23 protein-coding genes and 1 other RNA gene are annotated in these 20,841 nt (G+C 35.5%); 18 read left to right on the forward strand and 6 right to left on the reverse strand.

Annotation, left to right across the window (positions count from 1 at the left end; translation table 11 throughout):
* Positions 1 to 95 precede the first annotated feature (95 nt).
* From dnaD to CN288_RS10405, 3 genes are read left to right on the forward strand one after another with little or no spacing between them, the layout of a single operon-like run.
* Positions 96 to 803 carry a DNA replication protein DnaD gene (gene dnaD, locus CN288_RS10395; protein WP_026591169.1) on the forward strand — a complete coding sequence of 236 codons (708 nt, stop codon included), beginning with the start codon at positions 96 to 98 and terminating at the stop codon, positions 801 to 803.
* Positions 804 to 818: 15 nt separating this feature from the next.
* Positions 819 to 1,466, forward strand: coding sequence for an endonuclease III (gene nth / locus CN288_RS10400; RefSeq protein WP_026591168.1), 648 nt, complete (start codon positions 819 to 821; stop codon positions 1,464 to 1,466).
* Between the two features lie 4 nt (positions 1,467 to 1,470).
* A complete protein-coding gene (locus CN288_RS10405) occupies positions 1,471 to 1,989 on the forward strand; it encodes a YpoC family protein (protein ID WP_026591167.1) in 519 nt (172 codons plus the stop codon).
* A 23-nt stretch (positions 1,990 to 2,012) separates the two neighbouring features.
* On the opposite strand, the gene CN288_RS10410 is transcribed toward CN288_RS10405, so the two are convergent.
* Positions 2,013 to 4,655, reverse strand: a complete 2,643-nt coding sequence (locus tag CN288_RS10410; RefSeq protein ID WP_026591166.1) for a PBP1A family penicillin-binding protein — start codon at positions 4,653 to 4,655, stop codon at positions 2,013 to 2,015.
* Positions 4,656 to 4,720: 65 nt separating this feature from the next.
* Positions 4,721 to 5,323, reverse strand: a complete 603-nt coding sequence (recU, locus tag CN288_RS10415) for a Holliday junction resolvase RecU (RefSeq protein WP_026591165.1) — start codon at positions 5,321 to 5,323, stop codon at positions 4,721 to 4,723.
* A gap of 103 nt (positions 5,324 to 5,426) precedes the next feature.
* On the opposite strand from recU, the gene CN288_RS10420 reads away from it, so the two are divergent.
* The 3 genes from CN288_RS10420 to CN288_RS10430 all read left to right on the forward strand — a co-directional run bounded on the left by CN288_RS10420 (position 5,427) and on the right by CN288_RS10430 (position 7,595).
* The gene (locus CN288_RS10420; RefSeq protein WP_090691169.1) at positions 5,427 to 6,452 is read left to right on the forward strand and encodes a DUF2515 domain-containing protein; all 1,026 of its coding nucleotides are present in this window, start codon (positions 5,427 to 5,429) and stop codon (positions 6,450 to 6,452) included.
* A gap of 540 nt (positions 6,453 to 6,992) precedes the next feature.
* On the forward strand, positions 6,993 to 7,235 hold the full coding sequence (locus CN288_RS10425) for a hypothetical protein (RefSeq protein WP_026591163.1): 243 nt from the start codon (positions 6,993 to 6,995) through the stop codon (positions 7,233 to 7,235).
* Between the two features lie 15 nt (positions 7,236 to 7,250).
* Positions 7,251 to 7,595 carry a YppE family protein gene (locus CN288_RS10430; protein ID WP_026591162.1) on the forward strand — a complete coding sequence of 115 codons (345 nt, stop codon included), beginning with the start codon at positions 7,251 to 7,253 and terminating at the stop codon, positions 7,593 to 7,595.
* A 23-nt stretch (positions 7,596 to 7,618) separates the two neighbouring features.
* Here CN288_RS10430 and CN288_RS10435 read toward each other — a convergent pair whose 3' ends face one another.
* Positions 7,619 to 7,810, reverse strand: coding sequence for a YppF family protein (locus CN288_RS10435; RefSeq protein WP_026591161.1), 192 nt, complete (start codon positions 7,808 to 7,810; stop codon positions 7,619 to 7,621).
* Positions 7,811 to 7,986: 176 nt separating this feature from the next.
* On the opposite strand from CN288_RS10435, the gene CN288_RS10440 reads away from it, so the two are divergent.
* The 12 genes from CN288_RS10440 to CN288_RS10495 all read left to right on the forward strand — a co-directional run bounded on the left by CN288_RS10440 (position 7,987) and on the right by CN288_RS10495 (position 18,038).
* A complete protein-coding gene (locus CN288_RS10440; RefSeq protein ID WP_098302230.1) occupies positions 7,987 to 8,595 on the forward strand; it encodes a YppG family protein in 609 nt (202 codons plus the stop codon).
* Between the two features lie 149 nt (positions 8,596 to 8,744).
* The gene (locus tag CN288_RS10445; RefSeq protein ID WP_098302231.1) at positions 8,745 to 9,128 is read left to right on the forward strand and encodes a CotD family spore coat protein; all 384 of its coding nucleotides are present in this window, start codon (positions 8,745 to 8,747) and stop codon (positions 9,126 to 9,128) included.
* Positions 9,129 to 9,181: 53 nt separating this feature from the next.
* Positions 9,182 to 9,736, forward strand: coding sequence for a DUF1273 domain-containing protein (locus tag CN288_RS10450; protein WP_026591158.1), 555 nt, complete (start codon positions 9,182 to 9,184; stop codon positions 9,734 to 9,736).
* Between the two features lie 97 nt (positions 9,737 to 9,833).
* Entirely contained in the window at positions 9,834 to 10,169 is a 336-nt protein-coding gene (gene gpsB / locus CN288_RS10455; RefSeq protein WP_026591157.1) for a cell division regulator GpsB, read from the forward strand.
* A gap of 87 nt (positions 10,170 to 10,256) precedes the next feature.
* An RNA gene (rnpB, locus tag CN288_RS10460) (RNase P RNA component class B) lies at positions 10,257 to 10,647 on the forward strand.
* A gap of 177 nt (positions 10,648 to 10,824) precedes the next feature.
* The gene (locus CN288_RS10465; RefSeq protein ID WP_098302232.1) at positions 10,825 to 11,964 is read left to right on the forward strand and encodes a THUMP domain-containing class I SAM-dependent RNA methyltransferase; all 1,140 of its coding nucleotides are present in this window, start codon (positions 10,825 to 10,827) and stop codon (positions 11,962 to 11,964) included.
* A 62-nt stretch (positions 11,965 to 12,026) separates the two neighbouring features.
* On the forward strand, positions 12,027 to 12,212 hold the full coding sequence (locus CN288_RS10470; protein WP_026591155.1) for a DUF3921 family protein: 186 nt from the start codon (positions 12,027 to 12,029) through the stop codon (positions 12,210 to 12,212).
* Positions 12,213 to 12,347: 135 nt separating this feature from the next.
* A complete protein-coding gene (locus tag CN288_RS10475) occupies positions 12,348 to 14,285 on the forward strand; it encodes an ATP-dependent DNA helicase (RefSeq protein WP_098302233.1) in 1,938 nt (645 codons plus the stop codon).
* A gap of 99 nt (positions 14,286 to 14,384) precedes the next feature.
* Complete coding sequence (locus CN288_RS10480) at positions 14,385 to 15,902, forward strand: carboxypeptidase M32 (RefSeq protein WP_026591153.1); 1,518 nt, start codon at positions 14,385 to 14,387, stop codon at positions 15,900 to 15,902.
* Positions 15,903 to 15,989: 87 nt separating this feature from the next.
* Positions 15,990 to 16,469, forward strand: a complete 480-nt coding sequence (locus CN288_RS10485) for a GNAT family N-acetyltransferase (protein ID WP_098302234.1) — start codon at positions 15,990 to 15,992, stop codon at positions 16,467 to 16,469.
* A gap of 99 nt (positions 16,470 to 16,568) precedes the next feature.
* Complete coding sequence (locus CN288_RS10490; RefSeq protein WP_231503917.1) at positions 16,569 to 17,543, forward strand: SMI1/KNR4 family protein; 975 nt, start codon at positions 16,569 to 16,571, stop codon at positions 17,541 to 17,543.
* 87 nt (positions 17,544 to 17,630) lie between these two features.
* A complete protein-coding gene (locus tag CN288_RS10495) occupies positions 17,631 to 18,038 on the forward strand; it encodes a hypothetical protein (protein ID WP_441296553.1) in 408 nt (135 codons plus the stop codon).
* Positions 18,039 to 18,086: 48 nt separating this feature from the next.
* Here CN288_RS10495 and CN288_RS10500 read toward each other — a convergent pair whose 3' ends face one another.
* The 3 genes from CN288_RS10500 to CN288_RS10510 are packed head-to-tail and all read right to left on the reverse strand — an operon-like array spanning position 18,087 to position 20,383.
* A complete protein-coding gene (locus CN288_RS10500) occupies positions 18,087 to 19,736 on the reverse strand; it encodes a b(o/a)3-type cytochrome-c oxidase subunit 1 (RefSeq protein WP_098302236.1) in 1,650 nt (549 codons plus the stop codon).
* Positions 19,733 to 20,206: a cytochrome c oxidase subunit II gene (locus CN288_RS10505; RefSeq protein WP_026591148.1), complete on the reverse strand. Its 474-nt coding sequence runs from the start codon at positions 20,204 to 20,206 to the stop codon at positions 19,733 to 19,735. Before CN288_RS10505 ends, CN288_RS10500 begins: the two co-directional genes overlap by 4 nt.
* A 30-nt stretch (positions 20,207 to 20,236) precedes the next feature.
* Entirely contained in the window at positions 20,237 to 20,383 is a 147-nt protein-coding gene (locus tag CN288_RS10510) for a cytochrome c oxidase subunit 2A (protein WP_090691183.1), read from the reverse strand.
* Between the last annotated feature and the right edge of the window lie 458 nt (positions 20,384 to 20,841).

The raw sequence follows: 20,841 nt of genomic DNA on the forward strand, positions 1-20,841 counted from the left end.
ACCTCCCTATCTATTCTATAGGGAGGTTTTTTGACGAATTGTGGTAAAAGGAAATCATAACAGGTGTGTTATACTAGAAAGCGAGGTGTATGGTTATGAAGAAAAAAATGATGTTACAATGGTTTGAACAAGGCAGCATCGCAATTCCGAAATTACTTATGATGCATTATAGAAAATTAGGTTTAAATGAGATGGAATTTATGGTTGTACTCCATGTCCATACCTTTTTAGAGTCGGGGAATTCTTTTCCAACCCCTTCAGAGATTGCAGAACGAATGACAATAACAGAAATGAAATGTATGGAGATCATTCAAGCATTAATTCAAAAAGGTTTTTTAGCCTTAGAAGGTAGTCAAAAATCTGAAGCGATGATGTGCGAAAGTTATTCCTTACAACCGCTTTGGGAAAAGATCTTGCATTTTTTAATGAACGAGACAATAGAAGAAGAAAAAGAAGAACAAAAGCAGCTCCAAGTAAATTTATATACAATTTTTGAACGTGAATTTGGTAGACCGTTATCGCCTTTTGAATGTGAAACATTAGCGATGTGGCAAGATCAGGATCAACATCATCCGAATTTAATTCAAGCAGCCCTTCGAGAATCTGTAATGAGTGGAAAACTTAATTTTCGATATATTGATCGCATTCTCTTTGAGTGGAAAAAGAACGGAATTAAGACGGTTGATCAAGCGCAAGATCAAGGGCGAAAATTTAGAGCGAATCAACAACGATCGCAGCAAGTAACGAAACAAGAGACGAAATATACAGGGAAAGTTCCCTTTTATAATTGGTTGGAGCAGTGATATAGGAGGAAAGGTATGTTAAACAAGACACAAATTCGTTACTGTTTAGATACAATGGCAGAAATGTATCCAGAAGCACACTGTGAATTAAATCATGACAATCCATTTGAACTTGTAATTGCGGTTGCATTATCTGCACAATGTACAGATGTCCTTGTAAATAAAGTAACGAAAAGCTTATTTCAAAAATATAAGACACCCCAAGATTATCTAAATGTATCTTTAGAAGAATTACAACAGGATATTCGTTCGATCGGATTGTATCGGAACAAAGCGAAAAATATTCAAAAGTTATGCCGAATGTTGCTTGAAGACTATAATGGAGAGGTACCACAAGATCGTGATGAACTAACAAAACTACCAGGAGTTGGTAGAAAAACTGCAAATGTAGTTGTTTCTGTAGCATTTGATATCCCAGCTATCGCTGTTGATACACATGTGGAACGGGTAAGTAAACGCTTGGCTATTTGCCGTTGGAAAGATTCAGTGCTAGAGGTAGAGAAAACGTTAATGAAGAAAGTTCCAATGGAAGAGTGGGGAGTTACGCATCACCGCATGATTTTCTTTGGACGTTATCATTGCAAAGCACAGCGACCGCAATGCGAAGTATGTCCGCTACTAGAAGTGTGCCGTGAAGGTAAGAAGCGAACGAAAGGAAAATAAAAAGATGGAACAAGTCGTACAAATACCGGATGAATTTCGATGCACTCCTTTTTTTGAAGGGAATATAGACAAGATTGTATATTGTTCAGAGCAAACTTTTGAAGAACTGTTACAAAGTACTTATTTTTTATTTGATATTGAAAAACAATACGAGCCATGGAATGGAATTGATAAGAGTATCCCAATTGTATTAGATGTATGGAAAAGTAAGCAAGGGGATATAGCTAGATTGTTTCGAAATAGAAAGCGAAAAGAAGCGAGAGATCCCATGATTCAATTTATCGCTCATGTATTATCAGTTTTATACTGGTTAAATGGAAAACGCGTACCAGGGCTGAAAGATATGTGTAGAGAAATTGAAGAGCTAAATATAAAACCTGTTAATTTTATGGAACGATATTTATATATGATAGAGCAACCAAATCATTATCATTCATATATTCAATTAACGCAGCTGTATCTAGAAATAGAAAAACTATATGCGAAAAAAATTATAATAAAAAAGAAGTCACCGTCTCAATAGAGAAAGGTGACTTCTTTTTTATATTATGGTGCTGGATTAACATTTTCTGCTGGAGGAACATCTCCACCACCTGTTGGTTGATCTGGTTTTGGCTTGTTGGCTTCCTCTTCAGCCTTTTTCTTAGCTTCTTCTTCAGCTTTTCTTCTAGCTTCTTCTTCAGCTTTTTTCTTAGCTTCGTCCTCAGCCTTTTTCTTCAGCTCGTCTTCAGCTTTTTTCTTAGCTTCATCCTCAGCTTTTTTATTGACTTCTTCTAATTTTTTCTGCTCATCTTGCTTTTTCTTAGCTTCATCCTCAGCCTTTTTCTTCAGCTCGTCTTCAGCTTTTTTCTTAGCTTCGTCCTCAGTTTTCTTCTTAGCATCTTCACTCTCGCCAGGAACAGTAAAGGATACACCAGCCGCATTGCTTGTGCCTGTTCCTTTTTTCGCTACTACTGAGAAGCTGTAAGTTACACCTGGTTTCACTCCGCTAAGTGAAGCTTTTGTGCCGCTTACGGAGAGACCGCCACTAGAACCATCAGTCGCTTTATAGCTTGCGGAGTATGATTCAGCATCTGAAGGACCGGACCAGCTTAGTGAAATCGTATTAGATGCTGCGTCATAAGATGGCGTTACACCAGTCGGTGGATCTACTTTGATCTGCTTAACAGCATCCTTTTTCGCACCTTTCACATAGAGTTCGTCATTTAAACGTTCTACAGAAGAAGGTTGCTCAAAACGAGATGTATCTGTTGCGAACTTACTCATCATTTCTTTGAAAATTTGTTGGGCTATTCGGACCGAAGGTGATTTATCTGGAATATAGTTTTCTTCAGAATCTCTTTCATACCCTGTCCATACCGACATCGTATATTGCGGTGAATAACCTGCAAACCAACTATCTCTGTTAGCACTTTCTGGAATATTATATTTTTTTAATGTATCTGGATCAAAGTTTTGTGTTCCTGTTTTACCAGCAACATCAATTCCTGATACATAAGCTGTTGGACCTGTACCACCAGAACCTGGTTTTACAACATCACGAAGAACATCCGTAATCATAAATGCTGTGTAGTCTTTCATTACTCGTTCTTCTTTTGGTTTAAAGCTTTTCTCTTTTCCATCAGGAAAGACAACTTTTGTTACGAAATGTGGCTTGTTATAATTTCCTTCGTTACCATAGGCAGCATATGCACCAGCTACTTGTAATGGAGAAGCGGTGTTACTACCAATTGCTGTTGATTCGTATACTGTGTTGTCCTTGAAAGTCATTCCAAGTCCTTCAGCAAATGCTTTTGATTTGTCTAATCCAACTGCTTGTGCTGTTTTTAAAGCAGGGATGTTTAATGATTTTTTCAATGCTTCACGTAACGATACGTCACCTTTATAGCTGTTTGTAGCATTTCGGATTTTTTTACCGTTAGAATACGTATATTCTGAGTCATTTAATTGATGGTATGTAGACCATTGCATATATTCAATAGCAGGACCGTAGTCAAAGATTGGCTTCATAGTTGAACCTACTTGGCGCTGCATATCAACGGCCATATTATGTCCTTTAAATGCTGCTTTATTTTCTTTACGGCCAGCACCAATTGCACGAACTTCACCATTTTTTGTATCCATAAATACGAAAGCACCTTGGAAACGATCATTTGGATAGTTAATAATATCTCCATCTAGTAATTGGTCAGCGTATTCTTGTGCTTTTGTATCAATTGTTGTATAGATCTGTAATCCGTCAGATCCAATATTTACATCGGGCATTTCTTTTTCGATTTCTTTTACAGCCGCGTCGATAAATGCTTGATAAGGCATTTCGGTTACTTCTTTAGATGGAAGAAGCCCTTCTGTTACTGGGATTTTTATCGCTTCATCCATTTCTTGTTTTGAAATAAAGCCATGTCGATTCATTAATGATAAGACTGTATTACGACGTTTTGTTGCTCGATCGATATTTTCTTTTTTTGTTGGATCATACATATTAGGACCTTGTGGTAATCCAGCAAGCATCGCAGCTTCATGTAATTTTAGATCCTTTAACTCTTTCCCGTAATAATTTTGTGCTGCCGTTGCAACACCATAAGAGCGATTGCCAAGGTTGATTTTGTTTAAATACATTTCTAAAATTTCATGTTTGGAATATTGTTGCTCTAATTTATAAGCTAGATACCATTCCTGTACTTTACGTTTTGATGTTTTTTCCATCGTTAGAAAATAGTTTTTAATTACTTGTTGGGTAATTGTACTACCACCTTGAGAACCAAAACCACCTGTGACATTTTCAAGAATTGCTTTTCCTGTACGTTTAAAGTCGATTCCATTATGTTGATAGAAGCGAGCATCTTCTGTCGCTAGGAATGCACTTTCTACTACTTTCGGAACTTGATCGTAAGTAATATTCGTTCGTTTTTCGGCACCATATTCATAAATGAAGTTCTTGTCTTTATCATAAAATTTAGTTGATAGTGGGTTGACAAGTTTAGCTTTATCTAGCTTTGGAGCATCCTTTACCATTATAAAAAAGGCGGAAACTCCAGCTATAAGACCAACAATGCCAAGAAGTAGGCAGCCAATTAAAAATTTCTTGAAAAAGGAACCTTTCTTCTTTGGTTTCTCCGTTTTGTTTGTTTCTTGTTTTTGATGTTGTGCATGTTTTCGTTCTGTACGAGAACGATAATTCTCTGACATTATACTTTCTCCTACCTTTCATTTTCTCCCCAAAAGTCGAAAAAAGAGCCTTATTGTTGACTCTATCACGAAAAATAAACCATGTCTAGTACACGAATATAATCAATTCGAGGATGATAACCGCATGATAACAAGTATCCGTGTTCTTCGATTTCTTGTTTCTTAATCGATTTACGTCCACCAGCATCTTGGCGATTCCAAAATGAAATGACATGTTTTGCATCTAGTAAATAAAATTCATCATAAAGTGTAAATTTAATAATAACAAATGCAATTCCGTTATGAGCCATTACTTGTTCCATATGCTTAATTTGATGAAGATGAAAATTTTGCAGCGGGAAACTTGTTTTATTTTTTGTCTCTTTTGCTTCGAAGTCGATATATTTTCCTCTATATACACCATTGTAGTCTGTTGTAGAAGGCTGTTTAAAATAAGCTTCTTTCACAACTGCAGCACTTCGAGCGGGATAATCCACTTTTACAATTTGAAGAGGGGTGGGTTTTTTATGTATACAGGCAATATTATGAGTTAAATAATATTGATTTGTTTCATTTAATTCCTCTTCAAGAGACATACCTCTATTGCTATAAGTATGCTTTTTAAATTGTGTTTTTTGAGGTTGCAATGCTTGATTATACCTTTTTCCGTTTGGATAACGAATGGTCATAGTTTGTCCACTCCAACTTACATAGAATCACTTACAAAGGTGATTATATCAAAAAAAACAAAAAAGATGCGATTTTTTTCAAGAGAGATGTGGTGATTCATATATGCTCATGCAGAATGAGTATGAGAAAATAAATAGAGAGCGTAGTGGAATAGCTTGTTCAATGGAAGAGAAGTACTTAATAACGCATATTAAACAGCAGACAGCTCTAGCGAATATTGATAATATTTCACGTACACATACTTATCAAGAATATTATTTAAGAAATAAAGAAATCCGGTGGTCATTTTTGGCGAGTATGGTTTCGAGAAACGCTGGGTGGAATATAACAGATCTAGGGGGGGAATACTATGCGAATGTTTTATCTGAAAGAATGAGAAAGCAATTGTTCCTTACTTATGAAAGTGCAAATTGGCTTATTTTTTCAGATGCATACCCACAATTGTTGTTATATGAGTATAGTAAAAAAATGAATAGACCACTTTTTCATTTATCACAGTTTTTTAATGTATCCATTTTTATGGAGAAGGAATGGAAAGATTTTTGGAATAAAAGAGATTGCATACGTCTTATTACAGCACTTGTTATTAATGAACAAAATAAGATTCAAAAACCGATTATTGAACACCCATATTTTCAAAAATACGTATTTCAAACTTTACTGTTTAAATTTCAAGAGCTCTTTCATTTCAATGCTGTAATTTTTCCGACAACAAAAGGAAAGCTATATGGTTTTTCGGTTTATCAATTTGAAGAATTACAAAAACGGATAGAATTGGGAAAAAAATTGGCGTGGTTATTATTTCACCCTAAATATGAAGTGTTATTTTATGATTTTTCTTTGCGAACATTTCCTACAGGATCGAGAGTGGATTACGAGCAGTATTTTACAAATCCAAAAGAAAAAGATACACCCCGGTTAAGAGATGCTTTTCCAGTTGTTCTGCATCAAAATAGCTTAGAGAAAGATTGGTTTCATACAAAAATGAATATTGAGCCATTATTTTTGTTCCAGGAACCGAAAGAAGAAATAGATATTACAGAATGGTTTCTACAAAAACAACATCAAATACATATTTTTTCTGCCTTGAATAGCTTTTTTAAAAGGAATAATGACTTCATGATATAATAGGAAAAGTCCCACTCTCTTATAGGGAGGTGGGACTACTTGATTACATAAATGAATCGACATTTTTTATACAAAGGTACGAAAAATTAAAGAAGCTAGGTGAAAGGAGAAGTCACACCATTTAAATTTCACTTTATCCCGCTATTCATGGGCATTCATACTCCCGCCTTAAAATTTAGCGGAAGCAAAGGAGCTAGATGGAAGATAAGTTGCCCGTGAAGATAAGAGCTACTAACCAATAGGGAATGAATCCCTCAAATTGATTATTGTTTCGCTTTATGTAGCAGGAAAGTTCGGGCCATCTAGCTTCGGATTTCCAGTTTCAGGTTTATTTTGTTGTTTGTTTTGTTTTTTCTTCTTCTCATTTTTATTTTTAACCATTGTAAACACCTCCCTTTTGTATTGTTACCATTTCTATAAAACCCATACAAACCGATTTCTTTGCCGAATATCAACTAGTTTTGTCAGTCGTGCAGGAGTGATAAGGGAATCGTCGAAATAACAGGACAAAGGAAAAGCAAAGAAGGAGGCGTTTTATAAATGGCGATGGTTCAGAAGGAAAATGTAATGAAAAAAATGGATCAAATGTTAAGTGCTCTTGATTTGCTGGAAATGAATGTCTCAATTAGAGTTAATCATTCTTTAAAAGATAAACGTGAAGATATATGTAATAGAGGAGAAGTAACAGAGATGCACATTCAACATATGGAGGATAAATTATTACATCACGAAGAAAAAGGGAGTTGGCTCCAAACGTTTCAAAATGTCATAGTAAGCGCATAAGAGGGTGGAAATAAATTGGATTATGAAACATTAATGCAGTCTTCAATGAAATTAATACAGTACAATGATGAAACAATTATAAAAAAAAGAGCAGAAAAAGAGTTTGATTTTTATCAGGATATGAAGCCTTTTGTGGATATGGTTGATCGGGAGTTAGAAGTGTGGAAAGAATTAGCTTATCAATGGATAAAACATGAAAAGCCTAAGTATATACATGTGCAACAAATTGATCAAGTATATGAGAATTTACAAAATAATGCACTGCAATGTTTTGTAAATAAGGGAAAAGGTAAGCGATTTTATGAAACACATCAGGCGATTTTATATACATTGCAAAATATAGTAGAACAATGTAAATGACAAGAGGGGAAACCCTCTTGTTTTTATGATTCTACAGTTGTATGTGTGGGTTTCGCCCCATTTATTTCTAATTCACGTATTAATACTCGATATTCTGAGATGCAGATTTTTCCTTCTAAGTAGTGATGTCTAGCAAAATCAAGCAACTCATTCATATCCTCTGTAGCGTACCCCTTTTTTTGAGTGAAAGCCTGTTTTAAATCCCCTAATTTCATGTTGATTCCTCCCCTATGAGAATCTTCCTCGCTATTATCGTAACATGAAAAGGCTTACTTTCTTATTTTTTTAAAAATTTAAACTTCCGACAAAAACAGACATTTATCAGGTTACACATTTTATTTTATAGGTACATATTCTATAGGTAGAAACTTAGTTAGAGGAGGGAGAATACATGTTTCAACAACCAAATGCATATACGCAGCAACATGCATATACGCAGCAAAATGTATATACACACCCCAATGCTTATCAATATAATGAGGATACATATTTACGTTATAATATGTATCCATTCGCTCCTAATTACGGAAATCAAATGAATTATTATCAGCCATTTGAAGTATCTTTTATGAATCAGCAACCACAGTCTTATACGAATCAACAATCTGATGTACCACAGCAACCACAGTCTTATACGAATCAACAATTTGATGTACCGCAGCAACCACAGCCATATACGAATCAACAATCTGATGTACCACAGCAACAACAGCCATATACAAATCAACAATTTTATGTACCACAGCAACCCCAATCCTTTATGAATCAACCATCAATGTTTTACCCGCCAAAACAGCCTTTTCAACCATATCCAACGATGAACAAACAAAAACAAAAACAACAGCCAAGTCAATTTTCTAGTTTCGTATCTCAATTTAAGACCGCAGATGGTAACTATGATGTGAATAAAATGATGAATACAGCTGGTCAAATGATGAATGCAATGAATCAGGTCACTGGGATTGTAAAACAAGTTGGAGGCTTTTTTGCTAAAGGGTGATAGTTGTGTGTCCAAGTTATTTTATGTAAACAGCTGTCATATAGACAAATTTCCATTAAATAAATGGGTATATATAACAAGCGGCTTTTATCTCTTTCTCATATTGTAAAGTGTAGTCAGATTTTTTATGAGAGAGGAGAGAAAAAACTATGTATCATTGTCATCCTTGTTTTGGAGGGCATAAACCTGTAGGGCCTATTGGACCTGTAGGACCTGTTTGCACAACACCTCCTGTCATTCATCCAACAAAACAATGTGTAACGAACACTTTTTCCACAACAGTGGTACCACATATTCACCCAACTCATACAACACATGTTCATCATCAACAAGTTAAAAATCAACATTTCTTCCCGCAAACATTTTCAAATGTGAATGTTGTAGAACCTGTTGCTCCAGGATTCGGAGGGGGCTTTGGACCAGGATCACAAGTATCTCCATTTGGACCAGGACCAAATGTAGGGCCACAAGTATCTCCATTCGGACCAGGGCCAAATGTAGGACCAAATGTAGGTGGAATGTTTAAAAAGTAAATGTTATGTTAGAACTAGCAAAATGCTAGTTCTTTTTTTATTGGAGTGTTGACATGAAAGTTGTTGCGGTGACAGGATATAAACCATTTGAACTTGGGATATTTAAGGATGATCATCCAGGTGTTATTTGTATAAAAAAAGCATTGCATCGTAAGTTACTTGCTTTTATAGAAGAGGGATTGGAGTGGGTTATTATTAGTGGGCAGTTAGGAGTAGAGTTATGGACAGCTGAAGTTGTCTTTGACTTGCAGCTAGAATATCCTGATTTAAAGCTTGCTGTGTTTACTCCTTTTTTAGAACAAGAGGAAAATTGGAAAGAAGGAAACCGAGAACTATACGAGTTTATTCTAGGACAAGCAGATCATGTGGATAGCATTACGAAAAGAAAATATGAAAGCCCAGAACAGTTTCGATTAAAAAATCAATTTTTTATTGAAAAAAGTGATGCCTTTTTAGCTGTGTATGACGAAGAAAAACCAGGAAGTCCTAAATATATCGTAGAAGTAGCAAAGAAAAGAGGAGAAATAGAAAATTATCACAGTTATTTCATTCTTTTTTCTGATTTACAAGATATAATAGAAGAGGAACAGTGGAATAATGCAGAGTAATATGTAATATAGCTCACGTATATTTGATTGACAAAAGACGTAGTTTCTGAAAAAATTTAGTTAATGAAAGTTTTGGTAAAAATTTGAGGTGAAGAAAATGATTTCGGATAAAATTAAATTAACAGCGAAAGATATTTTGGAAAAAGAATTTAAAACGGGTATGAGAGGTTACCAGCAAGAAGAAGTAGATAAGTTTCTTGATATGATTATTAAAGATTATGAAGCGTTTCATAAGGAACTTGAGCAATTACAACAACAAAACGTTCGTTTGAAACGTGAATTAGAAGAGCAGAAAGTAGCGGTAGCACAAGCACCGCAACAACCTGCTCCAACACCGGTTGCACAACCTGTATACAACAATACGAATACAGATATCTTAAAGCGTTTATCTAATCTGGAAAAAGCTGTATTTGGAAGTAAGTTATACGAGTAATCTAGGGATGGAAAAAGATTGAAGCATTTTACATATAAAAAAGCATTGCAAAATCTTTTTGTTTCCACTATACTAATGTTTGTCATAACGTTTGGGTAATCGCTGCAACGCCAACGTTGTAGAGGAAAGTCCATGCTCGCACGACCTGAGATGGTCGTAGTGTTCGTGCCTAGCCAATTCATAAGCTAGGGTATTCTGGCTGCAAGGCTGGATTAACGGCAGGGAAAAAACCTAAGTCCTTTTGGATATGGTTTGACTACCTTTAAAGTGCCACAGTGACGAAGTCCTTGAAGAAATGATAGGAGTGGAACGAGGTAAACCCCACGAGCGAGAAACCCAAATAATGGTAGGGGAATCTTTTCCAAGGAAATGAACGATGGAAAAGGACAGACTTGATAGTCTGTAGATAGATGATTGCCACCGGAGTACGAGGCGTGGGCCGTTTGCAGTACAAAGGAACAGAACATGGCTTACAGAACGTTATGAACCAATTATGGAATGACTCAGCTCTCCTTTGTAAGAGGAGGGCTTTTTATTTGTATGAAGTTATAACTAGTGAGTTAAAATGGTTAATAAGAACATACTTCGTAATATTTAATAATTAATAGAAAAAAACTGTTAATTATTGTTGATTATACATAAGAGGTGAATGCAAATGGGAAAAGTTACTTTAATTGCAACAGCAGCAATGGGTATCGAAGCTTTAGTTGCACGAGAAGTTCGCGATCTTGGTTATGAGTGCCAAGTAGAAAACGGAAAAGTAACGTTTGAAGCGGATGCGAAAGCGATTTGTCGTACGAATTTATGGTTGCGTACTGCAGATCGTGTAAAAATTAAAGTTGGTGAGTTTAAGGCGACAACTTTTGATGAGTTGTTTGAAAAGACAAAAGCATTAAATTGGGGAGATTATATTCCTGAAAATGGTGAGTTTCCTGTTATCGGAAAATCAATAAAATCAACATTATTTAGTGTTCCAGATTGTCAACGTATAGTGAAAAAAGCTGTTGTTGAAAAATTAAAATCAACTTATAGACGTACAACTTGGTTTGAAGAAGATGGACCGTTATTCCGCATTGAGATTGCAATGCTAAAAGATATTGCAACATTGACAATTGATGCAAGTGGCGTTGGACTTCATAAGCGTGGATACCGTGTGGATCAAGGGGAAGCACCTTTGAAAGAAACACTAGCTGCATCTTTAATTAAACTGACAAATTGGAAACCAGATCGTCCGTTTGTCGATCCGTTTTGTGGTTCGGGAACAATTCCAATCGAAGCGGCACTAATTGGACAAAATATTGCTCCTGGTTTTAATCGTGAATTTGCATCTGATGAATGGGGCTGGATTGGTAAGCAAAATTGGAAAGAAGCACGTCAAGAAGTAGAAGATTTAGCAAATTATGATCAGCCATTACAAATTATCGGATCAGATATTGATCACCGGATGATAAGAGTTGCGCAAGATAACGCGGATGAAGTTGGATTAGGTGATTTAATTTCCTTTAAACAAATGCAAGTAAAAGATTTCACGACAAAAGAGGAATATGGCTATGTTGTAACGAATCCTCCATACGGAGAACGTTTAAGTGAAAAAGCACTTGTTGAAAAATTATATAAAGAAATGGGAGAAGTATTCCGCCCGTTAGATACTTGGTCGCTGTATTTATTAACGAGCTATGAAGCATTTGAAAAATGTTATGGACAAGATGCATCCAAAAAGCGTAAGTTATTTAACGGCTTTATTCGTACAGATTATTACCAGTACTTTGGGGAACGCCCACCTCGTAATTCATAGTATAAAACCTCTTTTCTGCGCATATACTGGCTATTATGTAATGTGCAAAAGGAGGAATCATTATGGACGGGTTCCAATTGTCAATGATTCAAAAAGCGATTCATCGTACGTATGATGAACTCGGAAAAGAACTCGATTTTCAAGGTGCAGTAGCAGATGAAATGCAAAGAGCGCAGGAAGAATATTTATCTGCGTTATCACATGAAACATTAATTGATAAGCGTTATTTAAAGTCATTAATAGAGTGAAAAAAGTTTTCCTTTATATAAAGGAAAACTTTTTTCACGCATTTCTATGTATTACAACAGGGGAAAGCAACTGCTATTTCTAAATAGCAGTTGCTATATCTTTTTATAGAAAAACTTTTTGGTTGGAGGCTGAGGATGTTTACTGAGAAGAGATTACCATTTGAAGTAGGGAAACAAGATAATTTTTATGATAAGTTGAATGAGTGGATTGGAGATGTGTTTTACGACATCCTCCCGGAAAAAGGTTTTGAAGAACGCGATGAACAAATTTTTATGGCGTTTCAATTAGAACGCGCGTTTCAAGAGAAAAAAGTAATGTTCGCAGAAGCGGGTGTAGGAACGGGTAAAACGATTGTATATCTTTTATATGCAATTTGTTATGCGCGTTATACAGGAAAGCCAGCTATTATTGCTTGTGCAGACGAAACGCTAATTGAGCAGCTTGTGAAAGAAGAAGGAGACATTGCGAAATTATCAGAAGCATTAGGGTTATCTGTTGATGTACGTCTAGCGAAATCAATGGATAATTATTTATGTTTACGTAAACTTGAAGATGTAATGAGTGGACGAGCTCCAGAAGTAATTGAAGATCTATATTATGAATTACCTCAGTTTGTATTTGATCATGGAACGATGCAAAACTTTACGCATTACGGTGATCGAAAAGAGTTTCCACTATTAAATGACGAAGAATGGTCAAAAGTATCATGGGATTATTTCCAAGATTGTTTCACATGTGATTCTCGTCATCGTTGTGGTCAAACGCTCTCTCGTGAACACTACCGTAAAGCAGCAGATTTAATTATTTGTTCTCAAGATTTCTATATGGATCATATTTGGACATATGATGCTCGTAAGCGTGAAGGACAAATGCCACTTTTACCAGAAAGTAGCTGTGTTGTCTTTGATGAGGGACATCTTGTTGAGTATGCAGCGCAAAAAGCACTAACTTACCGTTTAAAACAAACGATGATGGAACAACTCTTAACAAGGTTATTACAAAATGATATTCGCGAAGAGTTTGCTCATTTAGTTGAAGAAACAATTTGGCAAACAGAGCGATTCTTTGATGTTTTACAAGAGAATAAAAAAGAAATTGCTGCTTCAGATCGTCTAGAAATAACTGTGACAGAAAAAGTAACTGCTGAGGCGAAACGACTCTATGCGAAAATCGCGGAAGTCGGTGATGCATTAGTATTTGAAAGTGAAATGTATACAGTAAACACATACGATTTAAATATCGTTGACGAGCACTTAGATGTACTAGAGCATTCACTTCGTCTTTTCATGCATGAGAAAAATGTAATTACATGGGGAGAAGAAGGCGATGGTGCATTCACGTTAGTTATTATGCCGCGTGCAGTAGAAGAAGTACTACAGGAGAAAGTATTCTCGAAAAAAATTCCGTATATTTTCTCTTCTGCTACACTATCTGAAAATGATTCGTTTGCATTTACAGCAAATAGTTTAGGTGTAAAAGATTATTTATCATTCTCAGTAGCTTCTCCATTTGACTATGAAGAGCAAATGAAAGTGTACTTACCATCGTATAACCAGGAAAATGAATGGGAACGAAAATGTCAGTATACGCTTGAAAACATTCAAAAAACAAATGGACGTACGCTTGTATTATTCCGTACAACAGGGGAGCTTGCAGCGTTCAAAGAATATGTGAATAAAGAGCAAATGTCTGTTCCGTTCTTATATGAAGGAGACCAAGAAATTAGTCAGCTTGTTTCACGTTTCCAAAATGAAGAAGAGACTGTACTTTGTGCGGTTCACTTATGGGAAGGTTTAGATATTCCAGGTTCTTCACTATCACATGTGATTATTTGGTCACTTCCATTCCCTCCAAACGATCCTGTGTTTGAAGCGAAACGTAAGCACGTTAATGATCCGTTTTGGGATGTAGATGTACCGTATATGATTTTACGTCTTCGTCAAGGAATTGGACGCTTAATTCGTACAAGTGAAGATAAAGGTTTTATTTCGTTATTCTTATCAGAAGATGAAAATGAAAAAGTTATAGAAGTTGTAAAAAAAGTACTTCCAGTAGAAGGTAAAGTATTGTAAAAGCTTGGCATTTGCTGAGCTTTTTTTCTTTTTAGCAGAAAAGGACTTTATATCTTTATGTCGAAATATAGGTGAGATAGAAAAAGGAGGCAATACAATATGACGATCGCTACATATGAAATTGAAAAAGAATTTTTAGCATACGTGAAAAAGATAGAAAATTATGGAGAAGCATTGAGTCTGATATTTTGGGATTTGCGTACAGGTGCGCCGAAGAAAGGTGTGGATCAGCGCTCTGAGGTAATAGGGATGCTTTCGTCAGAGGTGTTTTCATTATCGACTTCTGATGAGATGGGAAGATACTTAAAAGAATTAGAACAGTTAATTGCAGATAATAAAATTTCTGAAACAACGAAGAAAATTGTAGAAGAATGCCGCAAAGAATATGATCGAAATAAAAAAATTCCACAGGCCGAGTATGAAGAGTTTGTCAAATTACAAGCAAAATCGGAAAGTGTTTGGGGAGAAGCACGTGAAAAATCTGATTTTGAAATGTTCCGACCATACTTAGAAAAAATTGTTGAATATAAGAAGAAATTTATTGCATATTGGGGTTATGACACTTATAAATATAATACGCTTTTAGACATGTATGAGCCAGGAGTTAAAGTAGAAGTATTAGACCATGTGTTTGGACAACTACGTGAGCGGATTGTTCCGCTTGTAAAAGAAATTGCTGACTCAAATAAAAAATTAAAAACAAATGCTTTATTTGAGCATTTCTCAAAAGAACAACAAAAGAATTTCACTTTAGAGTTACTAAAACAATTAAATTATAATTTCGAGGCTGGCCGTCTAGACGAAACAATACATCCCTTCGAAATTACATTAAATAGAGGGGATGTCCGCATTACGACTCGTTATGACGAGAAGGATTTCCGGATGGCGGTTTTTGGAACAATTCATGAATGTGGACATGCTGTATATGAACAAAATATCTCAGAAGAATTAGAAGGAACGCCACTTTGCAGTGGTACGTCGATGGGAATTCACGAATCGCAATCACTATTCTTTGAAAACTTTATTGGGCGTAATAAATCGTTCTGGAAGAAAAATTATGATGTATTGAAACAATTTAGCGATGGGCAGTTTGAAAATATGTCTGTAGATGAATTTTATGATGCTATTAATGAATCAAAACCTTCCTTTATACGTATTGAGGCAGATGAACTCACATATCCGCTTCACGTTATGGTTCGTTATGAACTGGAGAAGGAATTATTTGATGGAACATTGGAAGTCAAGGACTTGCCGGCGGCGTGGAATGATAAAATGGAAAGTTATTTAGGTATCCGTCCAGAAACGGATGCACAAGGTGTGCTACAAGATGTACATTGGTCAGATGGATCGTTTGGCTACTTCCCATCTTATGCGCTTGGTTATATGTACGCAGCGCAATTTAAACATAAGATGCTAGAAGAAATTCCTAACTTCGATGCATTGCTAGAAGAAGGAAATGTGACGCCAATTCGTGAATGGCTTACAAAAAATATTCACCAGTATGGTAAAACAAAAAAACCATTACAAATATTAGAAGATATAACAGGTGAAGGGCTAAATGCGAATTATTTAGCTGATTATTTAGAGGCGAAATATAAAGAGATTTATGGGTTATAAAAAAGAGAAGGAGCTGCTTTTATGTGCAGCTTCTTTTTATGGATTAACATTTTACTGTATATGTGCGTTACTTAAGGAGGAGGAAGAGTGAATTATACTTTTGAAGTGATGACACAAGATCAGGCAGAGGATATTGCATACAATTGGCATTATGAAGGGGAATATTCTTTTTATGACTTGGAAGCAGATCAAGAAGATTTAGCTGAGTTTTTAGACCCTAACATACGCGAAGAAACCACATTTGCTGTTAGTGAGAATAATAAGCTTGTTGGTTTTTTTAGTTTTCATAAAATAGATATACATACAGTAGATATTGGCCTTGGAATGAAACCGAGTATAACAGGAAATGGGTTAGGAGCAGATTTTGTACAGGCTGGCTTAGTGTTTTGTAAGGGGAAATACAAACCGCGGTATATAACATTATCAGTGGCCACGTTCAATGAAAGGGCAATTAAAGTTTATAAAAAGGCAGGATTTGATGGAGTTGGAACTTTTATTCAAGAGACAAATGGAAGTCGCTTTGAATTTTTAAAAATGATGTATGTGACTTTATGTCCATCAAGATAACATAGTTTTGAAACGATTTGTTTAGTAGTGATATATGTTTTTTTATGGATTCTATCGTATGTAAAAAATACATTTTTTTGAAATTTAGGGGGGATGAAAGTGGGTTGTTTTGATAATTTCGATTTTAATAACTTTTGGGATGACAGCGAATATGCAAGGGATGAATATATTTCTGAATATCCTACAGATGAAATGATTTCTAAACTAGAAAATGAATTAGGATATAAGCTACCTGAATCTTATATTTGGTTAATGAAGAAGTATAATGGGGGAATTCCGATAAACGATTGTTTTCCTACAGATATTCCTACAAGTTGGGCAGAGGATCATGTTGCTATAACTGGTATTTATGGTATTGGATATAAAAAAAGTTCTTCATTAGGTGGAGAATTTGGTAGTGAATTTTGGATTGAAGAATGGGGATATCCTGAAATAGGAGTGGCTATTTGTGATTGTCCCTCGGCTGGACACGATATGATATTTCTTGATTATAGGGAGTGCGGCCCAAAAGGAGAGCCTTGTGTTGTGCATATCGATCAAGAATATGATTATAAAATTACATGGTTAGCAAAAGACTTTGAGAGTTTTATTAGAGGGCTTGTAAATGGAGAAGTTTATGATGATAGCGAACAAATCAGGGAAGAATATTTAGAAATGGCGAAGAATGCAAAGTTTTCACCGAATTTATTAGAAATTTCCGCAGATATAGATGAGATACCGGAACTTGAAAGAAAAATTAGAACGCTTTCTACTGAAATAATTGAAGAGAAAGGGCACTTTTCACTTCATGCTGATGAAAAGTCAATGCTACTATATGATTTGCAATTCTGGTTATATACTCGCCAGTTTAAAAAAGTTTCGAAAGAAAAATATTTTGAAGATTATTCTCAAATTATGGCATGTGCTGGAAAACGGGGAGAGTATATCTTCAGTTGTGGCGGATATGCACCCGCGTTTATAGAGGATTGGTTAGAGCAACGTATACAAGAAAAAGTAATTGTAAATAAAAATGGAGAAATATGCTTTACTTCAGAAGCTACAAGGTCGGTAATCAAAAAAATGAATACAATATGATTTTTTATTATAGGGGACTCACCAGATTGTTCGATTTTATGAAAAAGCAAGAGTAGAAGAAGGGGTATGGAGGACATTAATAGATTTTTGAATAACTTTTCAAAATTTAATTCAGATGAATATGTGATGAATTACTATGAATTTGTTATTCTAGCATCAAATAAAGATGAAGATATTAAAAATTTATTCGAAAAGTTTCCAGATGTATATAAAGTTGAGTTGATAAAATTAAATAAATGGAAGGAAGCGTTTTTGAGGCAATACCCTAGTAGTGAAATATATTGGTTTGGGAAGTTTCCAGAAGGATATGAATTAAATGGCCTTACACCAAAACAATATTTAATAGAACTTTTATTAGAGGAATTTAAACAAGAACCAGATGAGGTTTATTTAGTTCAAGTAGAACTAAATGGTTATTATGCTTGTAGCTCAGAAGAATACATTTTTAAAATAGAGAAAGGAATATATTTATTAAGCCTGCAGGTGCATGATTAAATAGCTATTCTCGAAATAAAGCAGAGGGGATTCCCCTCTGCTTTTCACTTACCATAATTTAAAGCCTTTCGAACCAGGCGGAGCATTTTGAATCATATCAATAAATGGAATGGTATAAGCGAATAAAATAAGTAGCGCTGTAATGCCAATCCAAAGTTTCCAATTATCGAAAACCATCGGTGTCCGTTCAGAGGCATCCGCTACTTCACCGATTGGGAACTCTGTTTGACCTTTTGGTGCAAAGAAGACAAGATCTAAATAAATAATAATCGCTATTACGATTCCAACAAATAAAATCGCTCCTCCGACTGCTTGCGCAATTTGATAGGGAATCCATTCAAGTGCTTGTTGTGAATTTCCATATGTAGAAAATGCAGAGCGACGAGGTGCTCCGAGTAGTCCAGCAAAGTGCATACCAGCAGACATAAAGAACATACCGATAGCCCACACGCAAGTTTGGATGATAGCAAGGCGGTTCATTTCTTTTGTCATGACGCGTCCTGTTAAATGTGGAACGAGCCAATAACCAATTCCAAAGAACGTTAATACAACCGAAGTCGCTAATGTTAAATGGAAATGTCCAGTTACCCATACAGTGTTATGAACAACTTGATTGAGTTGGTTACTTGCATTAACAAGACCGCCGGCACCAGCTGGTATGAACATAAGCATACCGACGAATGGGGCGAAAAATCTAGCATCTCCCCATGGAAGCATACGAAGCCATCCAAATAGTCCAGTAGCTCCTTTAGAACGGCCGAACTGTTCAAAGGTTGCAAATAAAGAGAAGGCCGTCATTAAAGATGGAATAACAACCATAAATGTTAAGACAACTTGTAAGTATTTCCACCCTGGGTCAATACCTGGTTCAGTTAATTGATGGTGGAATCCTACAGGCATAGAAAATAGTAAAAATAGAATAAATGACAACCGAGCTAGTGAATCACTGAAAATTTTACCACCAATAATTTTCGGTATAATGACATACCAAGCCATATAAGCGGGAAGAAGCCAAAAATAAACGAGTGGATGACCGAAGTACCAAAATAGTGTTCGGCTGACTAAAACATCGATTTTATCAACTAAACCTAAGCTCCATGGAATAAATTGAATAAGTGCTGCAGCTGCAACGCCAAGAGTTGCAACAAGCCATAGCGCCATTGTTACAACAGCCATAAAGCTTAACAGAGGACCTATCTTTCCTTTGTTGTGTTTTTTCCATATACGATACTGAGCAAACATTGCAAAGCCGCTGAACCAACTTCCAACAATAACTAGGGTAAGTCCGATATAAAATCCAGGGTGTGCTTTTAATGGAGCATAGAATGTATAGAGTACAGTAGCTTTATTGAGTAGAATAAAAATAGTGGTGATTGTTGTCCCTATTGTCATAAGCCAAAAACCAATCCAGCCTGTTTTTCGAACACCTTTTGATAGGACACCCGTTGTTTTACTCATACAAGCAAATAAGAAGCCAATAATGAAGAACGTTGTTAATACAAGTCCGAGTAAAACGCCATGTGTTGTTAATACTTGATAGTAGCCAATCCCAGCAGGTAAATTGAATTTACCTGAACGAACGAGAACTTGCAGTAAGCCACATATTCCACCTAGAAAAAGAGCAATAAATGCGACATGTATATGAGCCATAGCTAATTTTGCATCTCGTTTACTTATTTTATCTTGCAGTGCAATCATTTTTCTGTCACCTCCACTTTCGCGCTCATCATATGATGACCAGTACCACAATACTCATTACAAACAATTAAATACTCTCCAGCTTTTTGAAATACTTGTGAAGCTGTGCTTACATAGCCAGGCTCAATCATCATATTGACGTTTGTACCTGCGATTTCAAACCCATGTACAACATCTTTTGTCGCAACAACAAAATCTACTTTTGCACCTTTTGGTACTTTAATTGTATTTGGTGTAAAAGAAAAAGCTTGTGAGACAATCGTAACTTGATAATGATTTTTTCCAACTTGTTTCACACCGGGTTGATCAAATGGTGCGGTTGCATGAACTTTTTCTGGGTCAATTGTAGTTAAACAACTCGGTGGTTTGTTTCCCATATAAAAAGCACTAATTCCTAAAATAGCTAAAAATACGAACAGTGAGCCGACACCGAAAATGAGCCAAATTTTTTCGTATTTATGTAAGTGCATATCCCCATCTCTCCTTTAAAAAACAATGTGTTATAAACGATTGACAAAAATTTGATAGACGCTAAACCAAGTGAAAATAATGAAAAATCCAACAAAAAAAACAGAGATTAATGTACCTTTTAATGAATTTTTTTCATTACTTTCGGATTGTTGCTGATGCAGTTTATGCTCACCCATGATACCCCTCCTTGGATAAATGAAATCTTACAATTTCATAATACAAAAAATTTAGACAATTTCATCACGTCCGAATATGCTTTCAAAAAGTGTTCATTAATACAATAAAAACTATGTCTATGATGAGAACTTATAAAGCCGCGAATTCTTATACATTTTGGGATATTAATTTGTGAAAAAAATGTGAAATGAAGGCTCTTTTGAAATGGTTGAGAAGGGGGTGTAGGATCATACCCATCAACTTAAGGATTTAGACTATTTTTGAAGCTAAAAGCACGTTACTATTCTCTTATGTTAATGAGAAAGGGTGACGTGCTTTTTATGAATATGCACCAAAAACAAGAGTTATCTTTATTTGCTGAAGAGTTATATCGATATATGTCTCCCGCTACACTTAATCAACTAGCTATAGAAGCAGGCGGGATGAAACGAAAACGTAAGTGCCACGGGCACCATTT

It is taken from the genome of Bacillus sp. AFS023182, assembly GCF_002560575.1.
Taxonomy (GTDB): domain Bacteria; phylum Bacillota; class Bacilli; order Bacillales; family Bacillaceae_G; genus Bacillus_A; species Bacillus_A arachidis.